General features: G+C 67.0%; 20 protein-coding genes and 4 pseudogenes. 11 read left to right on the top strand and 13 right to left on the bottom strand.

Going from position 1 to position 22973, the window contains the following annotated elements; genetic code table 11:
- Positions 1-99: 99 nt before the first annotated feature.
- Entirely contained in the window at positions 100-387 is a 288-nt protein-coding gene (locus JK364_RS48885; RefSeq protein ID WP_201857926.1) for a sigma factor-like helix-turn-helix DNA-binding protein, read from the top strand.
- Positions 384-542, top strand: a complete 159-nt coding sequence (locus tag JK364_RS48880) for a hypothetical protein (protein ID WP_201857925.1) — start codon at positions 384-386, stop codon at positions 540-542. The genes JK364_RS48885 and JK364_RS48880 overlap by 4 nt, the downstream gene beginning before the upstream one ends.
- 45 nt (positions 543-587) lie before the next feature.
- On the opposite strand, the gene JK364_RS48875 is transcribed toward JK364_RS48880, so the two are convergent.
- The 3 genes from JK364_RS48875 to JK364_RS48865 form a co-directional block, all read right to left on the bottom strand.
- The gene (locus JK364_RS48875; RefSeq protein ID WP_201857924.1) at positions 588-1370 is read right to left on the bottom strand and encodes a sugar phosphate isomerase/epimerase family protein; all 783 of its coding nucleotides are present in this window, start codon (positions 1368-1370) and stop codon (positions 588-590) included.
- 247 nt (positions 1371-1617) lie between these two features.
- The gene (locus JK364_RS48870) at positions 1618-2667 is read right to left on the bottom strand and encodes an NAD-dependent epimerase/dehydratase family protein (protein WP_201857923.1); all 1050 of its coding nucleotides are present in this window, start codon (positions 2665-2667) and stop codon (positions 1618-1620) included.
- Positions 2668-2764: 97 nt separating this feature from the next.
- On the bottom strand, positions 2765-3865 hold the full coding sequence (locus JK364_RS48865; protein WP_307841640.1) for a dihydrodipicolinate synthase family protein: 1101 nt from the start codon (positions 3863-3865) through the stop codon (positions 2765-2767).
- 201 nt (positions 3866-4066) lie between these two features.
- On the opposite strand from JK364_RS48865, the gene JK364_RS48860 reads away from it, so the two are divergent.
- From JK364_RS48860 to JK364_RS48845, 4 genes are all read left to right on the top strand, one after another.
- Positions 4067-5089 (top strand): LacI family DNA-binding transcriptional regulator, encoded by a 1023-nt coding sequence (locus JK364_RS48860; RefSeq protein WP_201857922.1) that lies wholly within the window; start codon positions 4067-4069, stop codon positions 5087-5089.
- Positions 5090-5287: 198 nt separating this feature from the next.
- Positions 5288-6466 carry a CaiB/BaiF CoA transferase family protein gene (locus JK364_RS48855; RefSeq protein WP_201857921.1) on the top strand — a complete coding sequence of 393 codons (1179 nt, stop codon included), beginning with the start codon at positions 5288-5290 and terminating at the stop codon, positions 6464-6466.
- A complete protein-coding gene (locus tag JK364_RS48850) occupies positions 6453-7313 on the top strand; it encodes an enoyl-CoA hydratase/isomerase family protein (RefSeq protein ID WP_307841639.1) in 861 nt (286 codons plus the stop codon). Before JK364_RS48855 ends, JK364_RS48850 begins: the two co-directional genes overlap by 14 nt.
- A gap of 13 nt (positions 7314-7326) precedes the next feature.
- Positions 7327-8700, top strand: coding sequence for an FAD-dependent oxidoreductase (locus JK364_RS48845; RefSeq protein ID WP_201857919.1), 1374 nt, complete (start codon positions 7327-7329; stop codon positions 8698-8700).
- Between the two features lie 26 nt (positions 8701-8726).
- Here JK364_RS48845 and JK364_RS48840 read toward each other — a convergent pair.
- Positions 8727-9002, bottom strand: a pseudogene (locus JK364_RS48840) (transposase); the annotation flags it as partial.
- Here JK364_RS48840 and JK364_RS58545 point away from each other — a divergent pair.
- From JK364_RS58545 to JK364_RS48820, 4 genes and pseudogenes are all read left to right on the top strand, one after another.
- Positions 8969-9412, top strand: a pseudogene (locus tag JK364_RS58545) (ISAzo13 family transposase); the annotation flags it as partial. The pseudogenes JK364_RS48840 and JK364_RS58545 sit on opposite strands and share 34 nt — an antisense overlap.
- 10 nt (positions 9413-9422) lie before the next feature.
- Positions 9423-10025 (top strand): annotated as a pseudogene (locus JK364_RS48830) (IS3 family transposase); the annotation flags it as partial.
- Positions 10026-10098: 73 nt separating this feature from the next.
- A complete protein-coding gene (locus tag JK364_RS48825; RefSeq protein WP_443732276.1) occupies positions 10099-11520 on the top strand; it encodes an IS30 family transposase in 1422 nt (473 codons plus the stop codon).
- 15 nt (positions 11521-11535) lie between these two features.
- Positions 11536-11826: pseudogene (locus JK364_RS48820) on the top strand (integrase core domain-containing protein); the annotation flags it as partial.
- Positions 11827-11947: 121 nt separating this feature from the next.
- Here the strand turns inward: JK364_RS48820 and JK364_RS48815 are convergent.
- The 9 genes from JK364_RS48815 to JK364_RS57845 form a co-directional block, all read right to left on the bottom strand.
- Positions 11948-12733 (bottom strand): electron transfer flavoprotein subunit beta/FixA family protein, encoded by a 786-nt coding sequence (locus JK364_RS48815; protein ID WP_201857917.1) that lies wholly within the window; start codon positions 12731-12733, stop codon positions 11948-11950.
- Between the two features lie 50 nt (positions 12734-12783).
- Complete coding sequence (locus JK364_RS56405) at positions 12784-13758, bottom strand: transposase (protein ID WP_230993709.1); 975 nt, start codon at positions 13756-13758, stop codon at positions 12784-12786.
- 169 nt (positions 13759-13927) lie between these two features.
- Positions 13928-14491, bottom strand: coding sequence for a transposase (locus JK364_RS56400; RefSeq protein WP_230993708.1), 564 nt, complete (start codon positions 14489-14491; stop codon positions 13928-13930).
- 165 nt (positions 14492-14656) lie between these two features.
- Positions 14657-15151 carry a RidA family protein gene (locus JK364_RS48805; protein ID WP_230993707.1) on the bottom strand — a complete coding sequence of 165 codons (495 nt, stop codon included), beginning with the start codon at positions 15149-15151 and terminating at the stop codon, positions 14657-14659.
- 75 nt (positions 15152-15226) lie between these two features.
- A complete protein-coding gene (locus JK364_RS48800) occupies positions 15227-16450 on the bottom strand; it encodes an amidohydrolase family protein (RefSeq protein WP_201857916.1) in 1224 nt (407 codons plus the stop codon).
- Between the two features lie 111 nt (positions 16451-16561).
- Positions 16562-17671 carry a pyridoxal-phosphate dependent enzyme gene (locus JK364_RS48795; RefSeq protein WP_201857915.1) on the bottom strand — a complete coding sequence of 370 codons (1110 nt, stop codon included), beginning with the start codon at positions 17669-17671 and terminating at the stop codon, positions 16562-16564.
- Between the two features lie 285 nt (positions 17672-17956).
- Positions 17957-19144: a M24 family metallopeptidase gene (locus JK364_RS48790; RefSeq protein ID WP_201857914.1), complete on the bottom strand. Its 1188-nt coding sequence runs from the start codon at positions 19142-19144 to the stop codon at positions 17957-17959.
- 139 nt (positions 19145-19283) lie between these two features.
- The gene (locus JK364_RS48785; RefSeq protein WP_201857913.1) at positions 19284-20090 is read right to left on the bottom strand and encodes a maleate cis-trans isomerase family protein; all 807 of its coding nucleotides are present in this window, start codon (positions 20088-20090) and stop codon (positions 19284-19286) included.
- A 16-nt stretch (positions 20091-20106) separates the two neighbouring features.
- Complete coding sequence (locus JK364_RS57845; protein ID WP_201857912.1) at positions 20107-21222, bottom strand: ArsR/SmtB family transcription factor; 1116 nt, start codon at positions 21220-21222, stop codon at positions 20107-20109.
- Between the two features lie 703 nt (positions 21223-21925).
- On the opposite strand from JK364_RS57845, the gene JK364_RS48775 reads away from it, so the two are divergent.
- Positions 21926-22973, top strand: a 1048-nt coding sequence (locus JK364_RS48775; protein WP_201857911.1) for an MFS transporter, incomplete at its 3' end; no start/stop codon positions are given.

The following is a 22973-nucleotide window of genomic DNA, read 5'->3' as shown; positions in this document are numbered from 1 at the left end:
CCCAGACCCCTTCTCCGCGCATAGACGTTCGTTTGAACGCTTTGGCTCCAGAATAGCGATCGGCCGCCGGGGACGGACTCCTCGTGCGCAGGGGAGGCGATGGTGTCCCTGGTGATGGACGGCTCAGCGGGAGAATCCCGGCCGACGTGGGAGATCGAGCGGCTGGCCGGCGCTCTCGGCGGAGTCGGCGACGGGGAGTCGCCGGCGCAGGTGCGAGATCTGCTGGCGCTGATGCCCGTACACCATCGTGCCGTGCTGGTGCTCCGCGAGCTGGAGGGGATCGACGAACGCGGCGCGGCCGAGCTGCTCGGGGTCGCGCCCGGCACCGTCAAGTCATCCCGGTTGCACCAGGCCCGTTCGGCGTTCCGGAAGGCATGGCAGCAATGAGTGTGGACGCCGTGACTCGGCTGCGGGTGCTGGCCGCGCGGCTGCACGCCCCGCTGTGCGCGGAGGAGCACCTGGAGCTACCGTTCGAGCGGGTGTGGGCGGTCGTCGCCGATCTGGCGAGCGAGCGTCTGCACGATGAGCATGACGGCGGATAGCGGATTTCCGATCGATGAGAGGCCGAGGGGCCGGCGCCTAGGAAGTCAGCGGGCCAGCCACCGGCATAGCGTTGCCGCGTCGGTCAGGAACGCTGCCGGATCGTCATTCTGGACAAACTCAAGCAGTGCGTACCGCTTGTCCTGGGCGGGTCCTTGGTCGTGCTCCCTGGCGAGGGCGGCGATCACCGGTTTCCAGAGTGCCGCGCCGTCGGCAAGCGCCCGGCGCTCACCACCACGGGTCCAGGTGAAGACATGCACGGTGACCAGCGACGGGAGCAAGGTTGCTACCTCCATCAGTGACGATGTGCTGCCCTGGCCGGTCCGCGGTTGCCAGTAAGGCCGCACGCCAGGGTGGCCAGTGGCGGCATAGAGCTCGAGTGCGGACTCCAGGGTGTCGGTCAGCGTTTTCGGATGGTGTTCCACGCCGATCTCGATACCGTGCTCGGCCGCCAACTCGGCGACGCGGTAAAGGTCGGTGGCGACGCGGGTCCTGGCTGATGCGTCGGAATCAGCCGACCCGCGCCTTCCCGCCCAGATGCGGATCCGAGGTGCGCCGAGGTCGATGGCGGTACGCAGGACGGGTTCGAAGTTCGCCGGCGTGTCGTAGCCGGCGTGGTAGTAGGAGCCGTAGGCGGCGATCTCGACTCCAACGTCGGCGCTCATCTGCGCGGTTTGATGCGCGGCCCTGGCGTCGCCAGCAGGAACGTGGACATCGCCACCCCATTCGATGGCGCGCAGGCCAGCACGAGTGGCCAGGTCGAGTACGTTGGCCACCTCGAGGTGGCGGAACGTCACGGATACCAGCCCCGGGATCAGTTGCCCAGTCAATCCTGTGCCTCCAGCTCTGCACGGTATACCTGATGCCGTAGCTGCACTCCGGCGACCCAGCGTTCCAACTCCTCCAGAGTGAGCGTGTCCAGTCTGGGAAGTTCTGTGCCCTTCGCCTCGGCGATGTATGGGGTAGGGACGACATTCGGTAGCTGGTAGGGCGGCCTGCCACTGTGGTGTCGGACATCGTCGTCTCCAGGGACTCAGCATTGAGGAGGTTGGAGGGACCTGCCGCGCGGGGCTTGGATCAGAACCGGCCGGTACGCACCTCGAACTTGCTGGGCTTGCCGTGTACCGGCTTGTTCGCCTTGGTCCATGCGGCAACCCAATTGATCATCGTGTTCAATGGCACGATCGGGTTGCCGAGCAATTCGGCGGCCTTGTCGCAGTTCACCGCCAGACAGTCGGTCTCGGCTCCGGTGAAGCGGGGCTCGACTCCGAATGCCTCGCCGAACGCCGTGGCGATGCGCCGGACACTCGTCAGTTCGGGATTGCCGATGTTGATCGGGCCAGCGGGCGCCTCGCAGTGCCGCAGCAGGCGGGCGAACTGATTGATCGCGTCGCCCTGCCACATGATGTTGACTGCACCCGTCTCCAGCGGGATTTCGGCGCAGTCGAGGACCCAGCGGGCGATCTCCTGCAGCACGCCGTAGCGCATGTCGACGGCGTAGACAAAGCGGACGAGTCGGCCGGGGGTGCTGTGCCGGCGGGAGAAGTACTGGAAGATCCGTTCCCGGCCGACGACCGAGTTCGCGTACTCCCCCGGCCGGGCGGTGGGCGGCGTTGCCTCGGTGACGCCGCCGTGCAGTGGGTTGCTCCACGGGTAGACGTGGATGGTGGACAGAGCCACGATGCGGGAGCCGGCGTAGCCTTCGGCGACGTGGGCGGGGGCAAGGGTGTTCATCGCCCACAGGAAGTCCTCACGGCCGCCGGTGTCGAACTTCAGCCCGGCCATGTAGATCACGTTCGGCACCTTGGGCAGGGCGAGCACCGCCTCACGGTCGAGCAGGTCGCAGGCGATGGTCTCCACACCCCAGGCTTCGAGTCGCTCGCGGGCGGCGGCGTCGGAGAACCGGGCGACGCCGATGACCCGCTTGTGTGGCGCGGCCTTCTTGATCAAGCGGGCGAGGGTGACGCCCATCTTCCCGGCGACCCCGAGAATCGCGACGTCGCCGTCGAGGTCCTGCAGGTCGGCGAGGGTCTCGGCGGTCGGGGTGGACATGAAGTCCTCAAGGTGATCAAGGTCGGTGAAGTGCTTCGGGAACATGTCCGGGTGCAGGACCGGGATGTCGGGCATGGCTGTCTCCGCGAGGGTGCCGTGTCGTACAGGAAAGGAAGTGCGAGGGGACCGCATGGGTCGCCGCCAGAGCGTTGCGGCGTATGCGTGTAGCCGCTCAGGCGACCAGGTCGATCGAGGCTCCGTCGTCGGAGAGCCAGCGCTTGAGGTTGGCCTCGACGAACGCGTCGTCGGTCAGGTCGGGATACCTCTGCACGACGCGGTCGATCTGTGCTGCCTGTCCGGGGCTGAGCTGCTCAGCGGGGTCCAGGCACCGCACGTCGCGTACGAGGCCCTGGCGGCGAAGCACCTCCAGGCAGCCGGGGATGCAGCCGCGGAAGGCGTTGTGAGCGTCGTAAACGGCGCCGTTGGCGTCGGTGATCAGCGAGTCGAGCGCGAGCAGGTCGGCCGGCACCGGTGCGCCGTCGGGCAGGGCGTGGATCCGGTCGAGCAGTTCGACCGCGCGCCTGGTCCATACGCTCCAATGCCCCAGCAGTCCGCCTTTGACCCTCGCCGTGACCTTCGAACCGTCGGCGCGGCACAGGGCGAAGGGGGTGACCAGGTCGAGCACGATGTGGTCATCGTTGCCGGTGTAAAGGGTGATGCGCTCCGTCGCGCCGGCGTCAATCACGGCCCGGACGATGTCGAGGGTGCGGTAGCGGTCGAAGGGCGCCATCTTGATCGCCACGACATTGTCGAGTTCCGCGAAAGCCCGCCAGAATTCGTAGCTGAGGTGGAACCCGCCGACCTCCGGCAACAGCGCGAATCCGATGATCGGCATCACTTCTGCGACGCGTCGGCAGTGCGCGAGCACCTCGGACTCAGGGGATTCGCGCAACGCGGCCACGTTGAGCAGAGCTGCGTGATAGCCGAGGTCGCGGGCGGTTACGGCCTCGGCGAGAGCCTGGTCGGTGGCGCCTGTGACGCCAGCGACGAGCGCGGCCGGGCGATCAGCCCAGTCACGGGTGGTCTCGGCGGCGATGCGCAGCACCTGTTCGTAAAGGCCGTGCTCGCGGATCGCGAACTGGGTGGTGTGCACCCCGACCGCGACTCCGCCGGCGCCGGCGTCGAGGTAATACCGGGTCAGCGCCCGCTGACGGACAGCGTCGAGGCGGCCGGACTCGTCGAGCGCCAATGGATGGGCGGGTAGGACAGCGCCGTCACGGATGAGCTCCGCGATGGGCAAAGGCAGAGCCGTGGAACTGATCGACATCGTCATCGACCTCTCGGAAAGACGAGCCAGGAGTTCCCCTGTCTCTTTCGGCTGCCCGCGCGAACGAGGGTCGGCTCGTCGGGTGAACGTGTTGCTCACTCGGACCCATCACGGAGTCAAGCACAGACATCGATCGTGCACAACCGGTTGCGCACTCTGGGGACAACCGATTGTTCAGATGATCGAGGCGGATCTATACTCCGGGACATGACATCGCTGCAGGAGGTGGCGGACGCCGCCGGCGTCTCCCGGTCCGTGGCCTCCCGCGTACTGACCGGCGATGAACGCGCCCGGATCAGCGACGCCACCCGCGAGCGGGTGCGCAACGCGGCCGACCGGCTTCAGTACGTACCCAACCATCGCGCTCGCGCGTTGCGCTTCGCCCGCTCCGGCGCGGTGGGACTGATCGTGCCGGACGTGAACAACGCGGTATTCGCCGAGCTGCTCGGTGGAGTCGAGGACCATGCCCGCGAAGGCGGGATGGCGGTGCTGCTGGCCCAGATCGATCCACCACCGGCCGGGCGCGAGCAGCTACGCGAGCTCGTCGCGGCCGGTCGCGTCGACGGGGTGCTGCTGCAGCGCCGGGAGGACTTCGACGACGCAATGCTCGGCGAGACCCTGACCGGCCTGCAGTCCGCGGTGCTGATCAACTCGAAGTTGCCCGGGCGGACCGGGGCAGTGGTGCTCGACGACGTGGCCGGCGCCATGATGGCCACCCGGCATCTCATCGATCTGGGACACGAGCGCATCGGGCACCTCGCCGGCGTACCGACCCATGACACAGCCGTCCGCCGCCACGACGGATTCTGCTCGGCGATGCGTGAGGCATCTCTGCCCATCACGGAGGAGTGGGTTCTGCGGTCGGGGTGGGAGGCCGCGGGCGGGTCCGCCGCCGTTGAACAGCTGCTGCGCTCGCCGACGCTGCCGACCGGGCTGGTCGTCTCCAGCGTCAATGCCGCGATCGGCGCCCTGTCCGCGCTCGCGCGCAGGGGGGTTCGGGTGCCGGATGACGTATCCGTAGTGACCATCAATGACACGTGGGTGGCCGAGACCTGGACACCGGCCCTGACGACGGTACGGATGCCGCTGCGGGAGCTCGGACGGCGCGCCTGCGACATGCTGATCGGTCACCTCGGCGGCGCTGCGCTGAAGGATCTTGTCGTGACGGAACCGGTTCCTGAGCTGCTCATCCGCGGATCCACCCGATCCGTGCGTCAGTCCAACAGTTGACACCTCCGGCATCCGCCGCCTAGCTTCACAGGTGCGCACTCGATTGCGCACATCACTCGTTCCCAGACCAGTCAACTCGGGTCTGTCACACGGATCAGCTGCAGCTGCCCCTGCACGATCTGTACGCCCTGCCGCAAGAGCCGTGTCGCCGGTTCCAGGGCATGTGACGGGCTCACCAAGCACTAATGAGGACGAGAGATGCTCTCCGGTATCAAAGTCGTGAGCTTCACGCACTTCCTGCAGGGGCCGTCAGCCACCCAGCTTCTTGCCGACCTGGGTGCTGACGTCATCAAGGTGGAACCTCCGCAGGGGGCATTCGAGCGGTCCTGGTCCGGCCCGGATGCGTACGTCGGCGGCGTGTCGGTGTTCTTCCTTCTCGGCAACCGCAACGCCCGCAGTGTCGTCGTCGACCTCAAGAACGACGAGGGCAAGGCCATGCTGCGCCGGCTGCTCGACGGCGCCGACGTGTTGATCGAAAGCTTCCGCCCCGGCGTGATGGACCGGCTCGGCCTGGGCTACGAGCACCTTCGGGCCACAAACCCGCGCTTGGTGTATTGCTCTCTGTCTGGCTACGGCTCCGACGGCCCTTACCGCGACCGCCCCGGACAAGATGTACTGATCCAGTCGCTGTCCGGGCTCGCGGCCGCCACCGGAGCAGCAGGCGCTCATCCCACACCCGTCGGGGCTTCCCTGGTCGACCAGCACGGCGCCGTCCTCGGTGCACTCGGTATCCTCGCCGCCCTGCACGGCCGCGAACGCACCGGCGAGGGCACCCGGGTCGAGAGCAACCTGCTCAACGCCGCGCTCGACCTCCAGCTCGAGCCGCTGTCCTACTTCCTCAACGGCTTCCGCGGCGAGCGCAGCGCTTCCGGGATCTCTTCGCCGTTCTACAAGGCGCCGTACGGGGTCTTCGCTACCGCCGACGGCCACATCACCGTCTCGCTCACCAGCACCGACGCCCTGGCCAAGGTGCTCGACGAGCCCTGGTTCAACACCATCGAGCCAGATCAGGAGTACGCGATGCGGGAGCACATCAACGCCCGCATCGCCGACCGGATAGCCGAACACCCCACCGAATACTGGACGACACGCTTCGCCGAGCACCGCATCTGGTACGCGCCAGTCAACGACTACGCCGATGTCGTGGCCGACCCCCAGGTCGAGCACAACAAGACCGTCATGACCATCAACCATCCGCAGGCCGGTGAGATACGGCTCCCCGCCCACCCCGTCCGCTACGACGGCCAGCGTCCTGGTCTACGCCGTCTCCCCCCACAGCTCGGCGAGCACACCCGAGAAGTACTCGATGAACTCGGCTACACCAGCGCCGAGATCACCCAGCTGCTCGAGACGGGAGCCGTCCGTGACCACGGCTGAGCCCCGCCCCGAGACACTCAGCCCCGAGCTCGCTCCTGATGTCGTGCTCGTGGAACGCCGCGACCGCGTCGGCATAGTCACCATCAACCGACCAGCCAAGTACAACGCGATCAACTATGCGGTCGTAGAGGCCCTGTCAGACGCCTTGCGAGAGCTCGGCGACGACCCGGCGGTACATGCCATCGTGCTCGCCGGCGCCGGAAGAGCCTTCGCAGCAGGTGCCGACATCGCCTTCTACTCGCACGCCGACCGTGAAGCCTTCATCGCCTTCACCGAGCGCTGCAACGCACTCTGCGACACCATCGCCGCCAGTCCGATCCCCATCATCGCCGCGGTCAACGGGCTCGCCCTCGGCGGCGGATTCGAGCTTGTGCTCAGTTGCGACGTCGTTGTGGCCGCGGCCAACGCGTCCTTCGGGCTGCCGGAGGTCTCCCTCGGCCTGCTCCCGGGCTGGGGCGGCACCCAGCGCCTAACCTGGCACATCGGTCCGAACCGGGCCAAGTGGCTGATCATGTCGGGCGAGCGGATCAATGCCTACACGGCCGAGCAGCTCGGCATCGTGGCACAGGTCTGCGCACGTGAAGACCTGGATTCGGTCGCACTGGACACCGCGACGCGTCTCGCCGCGCAGCCTCCGGCAGCAATCGCTGCAATCCGCGCGGTTGTCGCTTCCGCGGTCCCCCACGCCTCAGCTGGCTCAGCCGGCCCGGGGTTCCGACTCGAGCGCGACAAACTCACCGCTCTGTTCGACTCCCGGGACGGCCAGGAGGGCATCGCCGCGTTCGTCGAGAAGCGTCCGCCGTGCTTCCAGGGACGCTCTCACTCAGTATCCACCGAGCAGAACTGACGAGGGATCTGCCATGCAGCAGCACAGCACGCCGGAGTTCGCCGGCTGGCAGCTCTCGCCGGACGACCACGACTCCGACAGCCTTCCCATCCTCGCCGACGTCGACGTGGTCGTCGTCGGCGGCGGCGCCGCCGGCGTCGCCGCGGCAACCGTCGCCGCCGAGGCAGGGCGATCGGTGATCCTGGTCGAGAAATACGGATTCTGCGGGGGCGCCGCCGTCGCCGGCATGTCCGGCACCATCTGCGGCTCCTACCTCGCCAGCAACCGCAACAAGCCCTCCGAGCGCATCGTAGAGGGATTCACCGGCCGCTTCCGCGCCGGGCTGCTGGCCCGCGGCGGACTGACCAAGCCGCAGAAGTACGGCAAGACCTACACCGAGGCACACGACCCCCTCATGTGGAAGGAAACCGCCGACGACCTCCTGACGGCCGCCGGAGTGCGAGTGCTGCTGCACACCGCGGTCGTCGGTGTGCTGCTCGACGACGATCGCCTCCAGGGCGTCGTCCTGGAGTCCAACGCCGGACACAGCATCGTACGAGCCGCCCGCACCATCGACGCATCCGGCGACGCCGCGGTCGCCGCCCGAGCCGGACTGGGCACCTACTTCGGTGACCACGGCACAATCCAGAACCCCACCATGTTCTTCCGCATCGCCAACGTCGACATGGCTCGCTACCAGGACTTCTACGGAGAGGACACCATCTGCGGGCCAGAGGTCAGCTCCCGCATCGAGACTGCCCGGCTCGAAGGGCTCGATCTTCCCCGCTCGCACATCTGGATGTTCAACACAACCCGCCCCGGCGAACTGCTCGTCAACGCTACCCGGCTCAGCGGACCGGACGGGCGCATGCTCAACGTCATCGACCCAGAGGACTTCACCTGGGCAGAGGTGTCCGGGCGCCGACAGGTCCGCGCCTACACCCGATTCCTCCGCAAGCGCGTTCCCGGGTGTGAGAACGCGTACGTCGTCGACACTGGAACCGAGGCCGGAATCCGCCAGACACGCAGCATCGTCGGAGTCGAAACCCTGCGCAGCGACGACGTTGTCGCCTGCAGCAAGCGCCCCGACGGAATCGTCCGCTCTCCCTGGCCGATCGAACTACACGTCGGTGACCGGCCCAAACTGCACTGGCTCCTCAACGACTACTACGAAGTGCCCTACACCGTTCTGGTCCCTGCCCATGGGGAGAACATCATCGTCGCTGGCCGCTGTCTCTCCGCCGAACACGAAGCCCTCGCCTCCGCCCGAGTGACCGCCCAGTGCTTCGAGTACGGCCACGCCGCCGCAACCGCCACCTTGATCTCGCTGGAGAAGGGCTGCGCTTATCGCGCCATCGACGGCGTCACCGTGCGCGCACGGATGCGCGGCAATGGCAGTCTCCTGTAACTCACCGGCGCGATTAAGAGCTTGTCTTACGTGGTGAGTTTTGCGAGCTTTTTGTAGCAGGTCAGGGCGGCTGCGAGACCGAGGAAGGCCAGGAAGTGTGTGCCCTTTCGTTCGTATCGGACGGTCAGGCGCCGGTAGCCGAAGAGCCACGAGATCGACCGTTCGATCTTCCAGCGGTGTCGGCCGAGGCGTTCGCTGGACTCGACTCCCGGACGGGCTATACGTGGGACGATGCCACGGTTGCGCAGCCACGTCAGGCGCTCGGTGGAGTGGTACGCCTTGTCCGCGCGGAGCCTGCCGGGTCCCTCTCTGTCCGCCCGCACTCACCGGCATGCCCCGAGAACAGTTCGAACAGCTCGTGCTCCACCCCGAACCGTGCCAACACCTCCTGACCGAAGCCGAACGCCAGAGCGCAGGCAGGGACGGCCGCGGCCGCAACCCCGGCTTCGGCACCCTCGACCACCGCCACCGCGTCCTGGCCGCCGTGCTCCGCAGCCGCAACACCGTCGCCCTGACCCTCGCGGCCGAACTGATGGGCCGCAAGCGCAACGTGCTGAGCTACCACGCCGGAAGGTCCAAGCCGATGCTGGCATTCGCCGGGCCCGAACTCGCCAGGGTCCTCGTCTTCCGCCGGACTCGCCCTCCCCGCACGCTCGAAGCCTTGAAGCCAGTGATCGAACAGCACGACAGCGAGATCAACTCCGGCAGTAGTCAAATTACGGCTCCTGAACCGCTGCCAGTTCGTCGCCGACCACCAGCGCCGTTACGGCGTCAAGCGGTTGTGCACCATTCTCGGGATCGCCCGGTCCAGCTTCTGCTACTGGTGCAAAACCGCGTCCGCGCGGGCCGCCCGGCAGGCCGCCGACGACCAGCTCGCACGGCGGATACGTGCCGTGCACGCCGAGTCGGACGGAACCTACGGGGTCCCGCGTATCACCGCCGAACTCCGCGAGGACGGCGAACGCATCAACCACAAGAAGGTCGCCCGTGTCATGCGGTCGGTCGGGCTCCCCGGCCTGCGCCTTCGCAGGAAGCACCGCACCACGATCCCGGACCCGGCCGCGGCCAGGGCCGCCGACCTCATCGGCCGCGACTTCACCGCCGAGCGCCCGAACACCAAGTACGTCGGCGACATCACGTACTTGCCCGTGACCGGCACCAAGCCGCTCTACTTCGCGACGGTCATCGATCTGTGCTCACGCCGTCTGACAGGCTGGGCGATCGCCGACCACATGCGGGCCGAACTCGTCATCGACGCCCTGGCGGCGGCCGAGCGGACCCGCGGCAGCCTCAACGGCGCCATCATGCACACCGATCACGGCTCGCAAGGCGGATTCAACTGGTCGTCGCAACACCTTGATCTCGGAGGTGTACGGCGTGGCCACGGCGGACTGGAGATTGAAGACCAGCGATGTTTCTGAGGGGGCGCGTCGGCAGTGGCGTGCTGATCGAGCACTTCGGCCAGCGATGCGCTCGCCTGGCCGGCCGGACCCGTCACGGGTGGTGCAGCGCCAGTTCTGGCGGCTGATTGCCACGGGGGTCACGACGGTGGAGGCGTCTTTGGCGGTCGGCGTGTCCTGGCCGGTGGGTTCCCGGTGGTTTCGTCACGCTGGCGGCATGCCGCCGATCTCGCTGGCTGAGCCCACAGGCCGCTACCTGTCGTTCGAGGAGCGCGAGGACATCGCGATCCTGCGCGCGAAGGGCACCGGGGTGCGCCAGATCGCCCGCGCCCTGGGGCGTGATGCCGGGACGATCTCTCGTGAGCTGCGCCGCAACGCCGCCACGCGCGGCGGCAAGCAGGAGTACCGCGCGTCGGTCGCTCAGTGGAAGGCGCAGCAGGCTGCCAAACGCCCCAAGGCCGCAAAGCTCGTCACCAACGACCGCCTGCGCGAGTATGTCCAAGAGCGCTTGGACGGCACCGTGCGGCTCGCTGACGGCACAGCCGTAGCGGGGCCGGACGCTGCCGAGTGGAAAGGTCGCAAGATGAAGCCCCACCGAGCAGATCGGCGATGGGTGACGGCCTGGAGCCCGCAGCAGATCAGCCACCGTGTCAGGCTCGACTTCCCCGATGATGAGTCCATGCGGATCAGCCACGAGGCGATCTACCAGGCATTGTTCATCCAGGGCCGCGGAGCCCTCAAGCGTGAGCTCGTCGCGTGCCTGCGCACCGGACGTGCGCTGCGGGAACCACGAGCCCGGACGCGGAACAAGCCGCAGGGTCACGTCACCGCCGATGTGGTCCTCAGCGAGCGGCCCGCCGAGGCCGCAGACCGAGCCGTTCCCGGGCACTGGGAGGGCGATCTGATCATCGGCACCGGCCGGTCTGCGATCGGCACGCTCGTCGAGCGTTCGAGCCGCTCGACGCTCTTGGTCCACCTCCCGCGGCTGGAGGGCTGGGGCGAGAGACCACCCGTGAAGAACGGCCCGTCGCTCGGCGGCTACGACGCCGCAGCGATGAACGCCGCCCTGACGGCGTCGATGACACGCCTGCCTGAGCAGCTGCGCAAGACCCTGACCTGGGACCGCGGCAAGGAGCTGTCCGGACACGCCCAGTTCGCGCTCGAGACCGGCACGAAGGTGTTCTTCGCCGATCCGCACTCGCCCTGGCAGCGCCCGACAAACGAGAACACCAACGGGCTGCTGCGCCAGTACTTCCCAAAGGGGACCGACCTCGCCAGGTGGTCCGCCGAGGAACTCGACGCCGTCGCCTTGGCGATCAACAACCGCCCCCGCAAGGTCCTCGACTGGAAGACCCCAGCCGAGGTCTTCGCCGAGCAGCTACGCTCAATCCGACAACCCGGTGTTGCAACGACTGATTGAACCCACCCAAATACGAGTGCCGCGTTCGCCGACGCCTGCGTCAAGGCGGGCGTGACCAGGAGCATGAGCGCCGTGGGCAGCAGCGTGGACAACGCCGCCGCGGAGAGCTGGAACGCGTCCATGAAGAGGGAAACCCTGAAGGGCGCGAAGGCGTGGCCCACCGCTCGCCACGCGCGGCTCGCGGCGTTCCTCTGGGCCAGTCGCTACAACACCCGACGCCGTCACTCCCGCCTCGGACAACGCTCCCCGATCGCCTACGAGAACGCACTCTTCGCACCCTCAACTACACTTCCCGAAGCCGCATAATCCCGTGTCCAACATCCGGGGTTAGGGCCCACAAGGACTTCAGCCATGGGATTGCACTCCTGCGAGACGGATACGGCAATTGGTGACCGGGCCAGCCGGGGTGTGCCCGGCCCCTGTGGCCTCAGATGAGTTTCTGGGCCGCGAGGAATGCGGCGAGCTGCTTGGCGCCCTCGCCCTCGTCCGTGATGATCGTGCCGACCGTACGGGCGGGGCGGGCGGCGGCGTACTCGACCTTGGTCCAGGAGCCGTCCAGCCCGACTTCACTCGCGTCGATGTCCAGGTCGTCCAGGTCCAGTTCCTCCACCGGCTTCTTCTTGGCCGCCATGATCCCCTTGAAGGAGGGATAACGCGCTTCGCCGGACTGGTCAGTGACCGATACGACGGCTGGCAGAGCCGCAGCCAGTTGCTCGGTGGCGGAATCGCCGTCGCGCCGACCCGTGATCACCCCGTCCTCAAGGGAAACTTGAGAGAGCTGGGTGACCTGCGCGACGCCCAGGCGCTCGGCGAGCATCGCCGGGAGTACGCCCATGCCGCCGTCGGTGGTGGCCATGCCACAGAGGATGAGGTCGTAACCGATCTTCTCGATGGCCTTGGCCAGCACCAGCGAGGTGCCCATCGCATCCGTGCCGTGCAGGTCCGTGTCCTCGACGTGCACACCCCTGTCCGCGCCCATCGACAGCGCCTTTCGGATCGCGTCACTGGCGTCCTCTGGGCCGACGGTAACAGCGGTGATCTCCGTACTGGGATCCGCTTCCCGGACCCGGAGAGCCTGGTCAACGGCGTACTCGTCCAGTTCCGACAGCAGACCGTCGGTGTCGTCGCGATCGACGGTCAGGTCCTCGGAGAAGTGCCGGTCCGCGGTGGCATCGGGGACGTACTCCACACAGACAACAATCCTCAAACTCATGCTTGTCGCCTCTTAGCTTGACTCTGTCGGTGATCTTGGTGCCGCCGAGGTCAGCTGCCCAGGGTTCGCCAGGACTTCAGCCGGGGTATCTCGCGCTGGTCGAGGTAGTTCTGGAAGGCAGTCGGCCGGCGGGGCGTGGGGGCTTCTTCGGTTGGTGGCAGTCCGCTGAGGCGCTCGATGTTGACGGCGATGGCCGTCAGGACGTGCTGGATGTGGGCCTTTCCCTGTCCTCGGTAGCGGCAGCGTCGCATGCCATATCCGTGGGCGAACTCGTTGACCGTGCCCTCCACTCCGGAGCGGACCGCGTAGCGGGTCTTCCACTCGGGTGTCTGTTGCTCGGTGCGGACGCGGAGTTGCAGGTCGCGGAGTTCTCGTGGGGGAAAGCCCACGGTGCGGGTGCTTTCGCGGGAGGTGGTGCATCGGGTGCGCGCCGGGCAGGGCTGGCACTGGCTTTTGGTGAACCTGGCCACGATCAGCGGGGCTGCTGTGGGTGAGGAGGTCGGGTAGGGGCCGTGCCAGCCCTGGCTGACCTGGCCCTGGGGGCAGGTGACCTGGTGACGGTCGTAGTCGATGTGGAAGTCGTCCCGGGCGGAGCCCTCGTCCCGGCGGTGCTGACGGGTGGGGTTGCTCCGCAGTGGTCCAGAGACGGTGACCTGGTGTTCACGGGTGGCTTGTTCCAGGTGTGGCAGGGAGGTGTAGCCGGCGTCGACCAGGTGCTCGGCGGGCAGGAGTCCGCGGCGGGAGAGGCGGGTGTGGATGCCGGGCAGGACCTTGCTGTCGTGGGTGGTGGCCGCGGTGGTGGCCACGTCCGTGATGACGTTGGGGCTGTCGGGAGCACAGGTCTCGGTCAGGTGAGCGGAGAACCCCTTCCAGCTGATGATGTGTCCGTGGCGTGCGTAGCGGGCCGAGGTGTCGTAGGGAGAGACGACCGCCCGGGACGAGGGCGGTAGCCCGGGTCCGCCTTCCTTCTCGGCGGTGCGCCAGCGCAGGTGTCCTGCGGCGTCACGGTGGTAGTTCTGCACCATGATCTGGGGCAGGGCCTGGATACGAGGACCGCACGCGCGGTCTGCTCCGTGCTGGTAGAGGTGTTCCAGGAGCCGGACGGCGTCGTTTCCAGTGGCGAGGATCCTGGTCTTGGGCTTGGTGGGGTTCTTGCCCAGGCGGACCGGTCGGCCGTAGCGGGGCCCCCAGTCCTCATCGACCAGCTCGTCCAGCAGGTGAGGGGAGGTGCCGACGACCTCTTCCAGTGCGGCGCCGGACCGCCTCGGTGATCAGCTCCAGCCGGGTCAGGTCGCGCACCGCGGCCAGGACGTGGGTGGAGTCGGTGCGCTGAGTGGTGCGCTCGCGCACGAGTCCGGCTTCCTTCAGGCGCGCGAGCGACAGATCGAGAAGACGGTCGGCGCGGTCGTCCTGGGCGAGGCGTTCACGGAAGTCGGCCAGCACGCTGTGGTGGAAGCCGGGATCGTCCAGCTCCATGGCCAGGGCGTACTTAAAATCGATGCGGCAGCGGACCGCTTCCGCTGTCTGCCGGGCCGACAGACCGAGCAGGAACTGCAGCACACAGACGGTGGCCAACTGTGCGGGTGAGAGGCCGGGGCGTCCGTCGCGCGGGTACCAGCCCGCGAAGTCCTCGTCGCACCACAGCCCGTCCAGCCGGTCTCTCACCCACATCGCCGTCGTACCGCCCGGGTTGCTCGCCCGCGCGATCTGCACGGTCAGAGACGGGACCTGCTCACCGGAACGGGGACGGAGCGACAACGGACACCTCGACAACTGCATCGGCCTTCGAAACAGCCCCGAGCATGCCCGCTGATCACGCTGCCGCACCGGGAAACCCCAAGATCACCGACAGAGTCAAGCTTAGCTTGAGATGCATCTCCCGGTTCGGCATCGGGATCTTCGTGACGGGAGATGCATCTCAGCTCAGTATTCGTCGTGCGGCGACAGCCTCACATGGAGTTCGATCTCGACGGGCGAGCCGAGAGGAAGGACTGCCACGCCGACCGCGCTGCGGACATGGGTGCCGCGCTCTCCGAAGACAGAACCCAGCAGCTCACTGGCGCCGTTCACGACGAGGGGCTGGGCGATGAAGTCTGGTGCAGACGCGACGTAGCCCACGACCCGCTCGACGCGTTCGATCCGGTCCAGGTCGCCGATCACACCCTTGATCGCGGCCAGGGCGTTCAGGCAGCAGAGCTGAGCGAGATCTTTCGCCTCTTCCGCCGAAATCTCAGCGCCCACCTTGCCCTTGGCCCTGATCTCACCGTCGAGCATGGGAAGCTGGCCTGAGGTGGACACGAGCTGTCCCATACGCAACGCGGGGACGTACGCCCCGATCGGATGCGTTATGGACGGCAGCCTGAGCCCGAGCTCGCCCAGTTTGGCCTCCACCTTGCTTGAGTGGGCGTCAGTCATCATCTACTCCAATCGTTCGTTCTCAGTGCTGTGGGCGTGGAATACCGGGACGGTCCGTAATCGGAGACGACGGCCCTACTACGCGCCGACGACGTCCTTCGCGACCTCGAAGAGCTTTCCCTGTGCCATGACGACCGGAGGTGACTGTAGGCAGGAGAGGTCCGTGAGCGGGTCTCCGTCGACGATGAGCAGGTCCGCCTGTTTTCCGGGGGCCAAGCTGCCCGTTCTATTCGTGACACGCAGAGCTGCCGCGGGGGCGACGGTCGCCGCTTTCAGTACCGCTTCGTTGCTCATCCCCGACATGCTCAGCGCTTCGATGCCACCCCAGTAGTGCTCGGGGGCCAGGCCCGGGATGCCGGTGTCGTTGCCGAGAATGACGCGGGCGCCGTGCTCCGACAGGATCCGCACCCATCGCGCCCGGTGCTCGAACTCGAGCGGATGAGGGAAACGCTGGTCGTACTCGAAATTCAGGGTCGGGCACACGAACGTGCCGGCATCGCTGATGAGTGCCGCGAGTTCCTCGACCCGTTCGTCGCGACAGGGCGTGCCGTCCGGCTCGATGAACGTGCAGTGTTCCAGCGTGTCCGCCTGTCCGGCGACCGCTGCCTGGATCCCGTCGGTGGAGAGGGTGTGGGCGGCGACCGGAAGCTCTTCCTTGTGGGCTCGCGCGACGACTGTCGTGAGCAGGTCGGGTTGGAACTCAACGGCCTCCGGCGAGGTGCCTGCCGTCATTCTGCCGCCAGTGATCATCACCTTGATCACCTGGGCCCCCGCCGCGGCGAGTCCGGCTACGGCTCGATCGGCGTCCCGTACGGTCGCGATCTGCTTGCCGAAGGCCCACAGATGCCCGTCGGTCCGGGTGACCGGCTGGTCGCTGGCGACGATCGTCGGACCCATCGCCGCTCCCGTCCGCACGGCCTCGGCGAAGCCGACCACCGAGCCCGCCGGGGAACCGAGGTCTCTCACGGTAGTGACACCTGAGCGCAGGAACCCGAGCGCGTTGGTGGATATGAGCCGTCCTAGTTCGGGCTCCGTCAGCGAGACCGCATGTGTGACGGGGTCCGCCTGCCGGTGATCGAATGCCAGGTGCACGTGCGCGTCAACCAAGCCGGGCAGGATGGTTCCGGTGGTCGTGATCCGGCGGCTGTAGTTGGCCGCCACGGCGTCGGCGCCGCGGCCGACCCAGTCGATCCGGTCTTTGCGGATCCCGACGGCGCCATCGTGGATGACGGTCAGCGGGTCGAGATCGCAGATGACCTGGGCGCCGGTTAGGAGGAGTGAATCTTCCTCTTCGTTCGTCATCTAACCGATTCCTTCTGTCAGGGTGAGTGGTCACCGGGTACCCGGCGGAGTTCCGGTGGCGAGGTCCGTATGCCCTCGCGTCTCCGGATGTGGCCAGCGCGGCCGGGTGTTTCAAGCGGCCGGTGACGTCGCCGACAGCGAGGCGCGGGTGGTGTCCACGTCCTTGAGCCCTGTCGACGTCGTCAGTGCGACCACCACGTCGGTCTTCTCGACCAGGCCCGTCTCGATCACACGACGGGCTGCGGTGAGGGCGATCGCGGAGCTGGCCTCGGCGTAGATGCCGTATTCCCGCGCGAGGTCGAGCTGTGCGGCGAGCACGTCCGCTTCCTCGACGGAGACCGCGTCCCCGGAGGTGGAACGCAGCGCCTCGATGGTCTGGTAGGTGGTGTACCCGCCACCGATCGAGAACGCCGCGGTAGGCCGCGTGGGCCACGGGCCGAGTTCGAGTGACTTGGACCGGAGCGAATGGCCGATCTTCCCGAACACCTCGGCGGCGATTAGCTTGGGGACACGGGAGACGAGGCCGACGGCATGGAGATCGGCGAAACCGCGGGCGAGTCCGCTGAGGCAGTCCCCGTATCCCGTCGGTATGACAATGGCCCCGATGTGCCGGTCCGGCAGCTGCTCCCAGAGCTCGTACGCGATGGTCTTATACCCGTCGACGCCGTACGCCGGGGAGCCCACCGGCGGAGAGCTGGCGTTCGAGCAGACGTACCAGTCGCCCGCGGTGCCACCGTTCTCGATCAGCCCGTACCGTGCCCCGAAGTCGTCGAAGGCATGCACCTCCGCGCCGTAGACCTCCATGAACGTGCGCATGGCGGCAGGCACGGACGAGATCGTCGCGATGAGGCAGCGCATCCCCGCACGTGCTGCGTACGCCGCGAGCGAGGCTCCGTGATTGCCGCTGGACGCGGCGGCCACGGCGTCGTGCCCCAGGAGCTCGGCGGCGGCGACGGCCAGAGCGCACAGGCGGTCTTTATGGCTCCAGGTTGGATTTGTGGACTCGTTCTTGAGAACGATTTGGTGATCATGAGGGCTTCGGCCCCGCCCGCCCAGCCGGACGACGGGCGTGTTCCCCTCGCCGAGCGACGTGGGGGTCACTGGGCGGACCGGGAGCAGCGGACCCCAGCGCCAGATCCCGAGAGCGGGGTCCGCGGCGGAAGCGGCTTCGAAGACGTCGCGGTCGGGCTCCGGCGCGGCTGCCACGTAGTTGACCGGCAAGCCGATCGTGGCCAGACACCTCGTGCAGCCGCGGAAGTTCGTCGCATCTGCGACTTCGGGTTCGTGTCCGCACCTCGGGCACGACAGGCCGAGGATTTCTTTACCCAGTGTTGCGTGCATCAACTCGGACTCTCTCCAGCGAACATGGTGTCCATGACAGGCTGAGTGGGCGGGCCCCGGAAATGCGAGCGGATCGTTCAGCAGGACATGGAACCAGGGAATGACGAGCGGTGTTCGACGACCACGAGGCGCTGCTCGGTGATCATCAGGGACCGCCGTCGTCCGTCAGATCTGGACGATCGGCATCTCGGCGGGGGCGGGTGTGCTCAGGAACTCGTTGCCGTCCTCCCCGACCACGATGATCTCCTCGCACTGGAAGACGCCGTGCTCGGTCTCGAGCTTGGGCTCCAGATGCAGCACCATCCCCGCCTCGATCCGCTCGGAGCTCTGTCCCGAGATCGACGGCGGTTCGGTCAAGCCCACGCCTCCGCCGTGGCCGACGCGCCCCGCACCGGCCACACTCCAGGACTGCGGAAGTCCGGCCGAGCCCCACAGCTCTTGGAAGAGGGCGAACGCCTCCGCGCCGGTCCAACCCGCTCGAATACCCCGGCAGAGATCGAGGGTCACCTGCCGGACGGCGGCGTAGGCCTCGCGCTCGGCCACACTCGGATCGCCGACGCGTGCGAGGCGGTTGCGGTCGGCCGGGTAGCCGCCGTACGAGCAGCGGAAGTCGGTCCAGATGTAGTCGTCCTTCGCCAGCTGCTTGTGGGAGGACGGCCGATGGAACTGGAAGTCCGTGGTGCCGAACAGGACCGAGAAGGGGACGATGCGGTCGGCGCCGTTCTTGACGAACTCGATCTGGAGGGCGTCGGTCATCTCGATCTCACTGGTGCCGACCCGTACATCGCGCAGGACGTCATCGAAGGCGCGGTCCACGATGCTGAAGGTGCGCCGCATCGCTTCGAGTTCGTGCTCCGACTTGACCAGTCGTACATTCCACAGGATCGGTCCCGCCTCGACGAGCCCCGCGGACGCCGACAGCTTCTGAACGAGCGACAGTGATCCCCGCCCGTAGAGCTCGTGGCCGTAGTCGACGGCGACCGAGCGTGCCTCGGCCGAGACGGAACGGACTGCCTCCTGGACGGCGACGACCGCCTCTTCCAGGAAGCCGCCGTAGATGCGCACCTCCGACTTGTCGTCACCCGAAGCGAGGGACTTTTCGTCGGCACGCGATGCGACGACGACGCTCGATGAGCGCCCCACGACCAGGAAGACCGGTCGGGCGTGATAGGTCCAGGCCATGGTGCGGAAGCTGGAGAAGTACTCGAAGTTCTCCTGAGCCGTGATGACGATGGCGTCCGTGCCGGCGCGGTCGAGTTCGACTTGCAGGCGCTCGATCCGGTGCTGGAACTCCGTTGCCGAGGGGAGGGGCATGCGCGGGTAGGGAGGTGTCGTGTGGTGCGCGTCGTTCACGAAGACGTCCTAAGGGTGCGGGCAGGTGCGCGGATCACGGCGCAGCGAGCGCTCCGGGTGCGGAAGAGACCGTGACGGAGTGTGCGTGGCCCGGAAAACGCCGGCTGGCCGAAGGCTTGCCGTCGGTCGAAGTGCTGAATCAGCTACGGAAGAGCCGGCCCCAGCCGTCGATCTTGTCATCGCAGCCGGCCAGGCGCAGGGCGTGCCAGCAGAGCGCCTGGTTGGAGCTGATGATCGTTTTCCCCGTCTCCTCTTCCAGCGCCTCGATCATCTCGGCCGCGCGCATCTGTGTGCACGCGATGACGACGGTGTCGAGTTCGGTTTCGTTGATGAGGCGACGCGTGGCCGCGGCCATGCTGTCCGGTGTGATGAACGGGGCGTCGTCACTCACGAAGCCAGTCGGGTTCTTGAAGGTGGTGGCGACCGGGATCTCGAAGCCAGCCTCCTGGAATCCGTTGGTCATCCGCTCGGCGACGTCCCGTGGATACGGGGAGATGAAACCGACTCGCTTCGCCTCGGTCGCCGTCAGAGCGGCCTTGATCCCGGTGAAGGGGTCGGTGACCTGTGCGTTCGGATGTATGCGTCGGACGAGACGGTGCAGTTCATCGTTGCCGATTACCATCGCGGCCGACGTACAGCCGATCGCGACCACGTCGGACGGGCGCATCGTGTTGATCAGCCGGGCCGCGCCTTCGATGCCGCTCGTGTTGGAGAGGCCCTCGGCCGTCAGGGGCTGGTTCGTGCCGCGGTAGGCGTGAATGCGGCTCTCGAAAAGGGCCACGCCCGGAAAGTTGAGCATCACCCGGCCTTCGTGGGGCAGCGTCTGGTCGTTGGAGTAGATGACCATTCCGATGTGGGCGCGCCATCCGACGCCCTCGTCCACGCTGTAGGGGTCCTCCGACCATGTCGGCTCGTTCTGATCCGTATCGGTCGTCTCGATCGTCATAGATTTCTCCTCATGGTCAGGAAATCTCGGCCTGAGATCCCAGTCCGAAGTACTGCGCCAGATCGGCGACCAGCAGCTCTGCGGCCTCGGGCCGGAAGCTGTAGAGCATTCCTTCCGGAACGCGTTCCTGCCGGATCAGCCCGCACGACCGCAGCTGAGCGAGATGGTGGTGCACCGTGGGCTGTGACAGATCCAGGAGCCTGGTGAATTCTCCGCTGAGCGCCGGGCGCTCGAGAAGAAGGCGCAGGATCTGCAGCCGATGCGGGTTCGCCAGGGCTTTCATGGCATCCAGGAGGTGTTCCGGGTTGCTTTCCTGGAAACCCGTGGTTGCGTCGTCTCTTACGCCGAACACGATCAGCGCCCGTCCGTGACCTTGGTCCATGCGCTGAGCCATGAAGGGATAGATGAAGACCGACGGCGCCAGATCGATCGTGTCCATCTTCAGGGCGGAGGACAGTGTGTACCCGCCGGTGAGCGCCTCGATGCTCGCCAATGTCGGCTGCATCGCGAGGATCTTTTCGGTCGATTCGGCTGCGCGGCACACCGCCACCTCGATGGCCGGCGCGATGGGCACGAACACCTTTTCCAGATAGGCGTTCAAGAACGTCAGGAGTCGCTGCTTGCAGCCTGCGGGGTCGCGGAGCAATTCGAAGACGCGTTCGGCGAAGGCGCCCGCGAACCCCTCGACCGCGCTCCGCTCCGCGCCGGACGGCTCGATCGGCGTCGACCTCGACAGCACCGAGCGGTAGAGATCGATCGCTTCGACGGGCGTCTCTCCCGTGTCGAGCATAAGAAGGGCGCAGTATTCGGCCGGGGTCGCCGCGACGAGCGAGATGAACTCCGTCGGGTCGGCCTTCGATCCGAGCGTCGGGATAAGGGGCAGAAGACCGAGTCCGAGCGCGGTCTCCTTACCTTCGAAGAAGAAGCTTCCTTCGGCGTGGAGATCCGTGCCCATGGCCTCTCTGGCCCCGGCCGCCCACCGGCGCGACCGCTCCCACGTCTCTGTGTTGTAGACGGCCCGCAAAGAGATCAGGAAGTCATAGCTCGTGGACGCCTGCGTGGTGACCGGAACCTGAGACAGGTCCTGCGCGGGCCTGCGCTCACGAGTACGTTCCTCGCCGATGATCCTCACGACTCTTTCACTACCTTCCCCGTATCGAATTTTCTCGATAGTAACTGTCGAGTGACCCTTGTCAAGGGCGAAGCGTCCACCGCGGCCGCGCCTCGGCCTCGAAGGCGATGCGCCGGCACGGCCGAGGAGACCTCTCCTCCTGGAAGCCCGGCGCGGGGCCCGCAGCGGCTCGGTCAACAGGGAAAGCGGGCACGCAACCGCGGTGGACCGCCGGAAGGCAGGGCCTATGACCATGCCTTCACCGAGCGGTTAACCCGTAGAACCAGCAGGTAAGCGGCGTGTTACACAGGCATGCTGGTACGCCTGCGCAGCCGTCGGAGGGCAGAGCGGCTGCTCGCACTCTGCTCCCTCTCGTGTTCACCCCGACGCCCCGTGATGTCGGTGCGCGGGGGTCACAGGTCCGGACGGAGAAATACCGGCGGCAGGGTCCGCCTTCTCGTGCCGCGCTCGCGAGATCGTCCGCAATGGTTGACGCTCGACTTAGCTCGCCCTAGCCTATCGAAATCTTTCGATGACAAACGCAAGGTGAACAGGCCAAGCGTCGCCAGCCGTCACGCGTTCCCCCTCGACAGTGAATGGGTCGAAGACCTCACTTTCGCCCGTGGGCGGTCCCCAGATGTGGTCGGCGTCAACATTGCCGCACCAGCGGCCACGACAGGCCCACCGTCACACCTCCAGGTCCCGGACTACAAAGGAGTAGACCATGAGCAACGTGGATGGCCCCTCGCGCATGAAAACGCTGTTCGCTGGCGCTATCGGCAACTTCGTGGAGTGGTACGACTTCGCCCTCTATGGATTCTTCGCCACCACGATCGCCGCCCAGTTCTTTCCGGAGACCGACGGCACAACGGCACTACTGTATACGTTCTCGATCTTCGGCGTGAGCTTCATGGCCCGCCCGCTCGGCGCCATCGCCTTCGGACACCTCTCAGACCGGATCGGGCGACGACCTGCGTTGTCCATCTCGGTGCTGCTGATGAGCGCCGGCACTGTAGGAATCGGCCTGCTCCCTGGCTACGCCGACATCGGCGCCACAGCCGCATTCCTGCTCCTCGCGGCCCGGCTCCTGCAGGGCTTCTCAGCCGGCGGCGAGTCCTCCTCGGCGTCGGTGTTCGTCATCGAGCACGCCCCGGAGGGGCGGCGCGGTCGGTACGCCTCCTACGTTCTCATCTCGGTCGCGCTGGGGACCGTCTTCGGCATCCTCGTGTCCCTGCTGATGTCGAGCATCACGAACGCCGACCAGCTGGCCTCGTGGGGATGGCGCGTACCGTTCATCGCGGCGGCGCCGCTGGCCCTCGTCGGCCTGTACCTGCGCCTGCGCGTCCACGAGTCGCCCGCCTTCAGCGAGCTGCAGACGGAAGGACGACTTGAGTCGGCGCCGATCGTCCAGGCTTTCAAGGTGGCCAAGCGGCCGATGCTGATCCTGATCGGCTTCGCCATGTCGAACTCCGTGGCCTCCTACCTGGTGACTTCCTTCCTCGTCGCTCACCTGACGACGACGGCGCAGTTCACGCAGACTCAGTCGCTCATCGTGCTCCTCGTGGCCTACGTCGTCCTGATGTGCGGCAGCCTGGTGGCCGGCAGGGCGATTGACACCCTCGGCCGCAAGCGTGTGGCCGTGGGATCGGCGATCGGACTGGGCCTGTGGGCCGTGCCGACCTTCATATACCTCGAGCACGGGACCGTCATTGGCGCCTGTGTCTTCGTCGGCGGCCTCGCCTTCCTACTGAGCTTCACCTCGACGACCACTC

Source organism: Streptomyces endocoffeicus (genome assembly GCF_016741935.1).
Classification (GTDB): Bacteria; Actinomycetota; Actinomycetes; order Streptomycetales; family Streptomycetaceae; genus Streptomyces; species Streptomyces endocoffeicus.
Note: the sequence above shows the minus strand (reverse complement) of the source record. Positions and strands in the feature narration are given on the sequence as shown.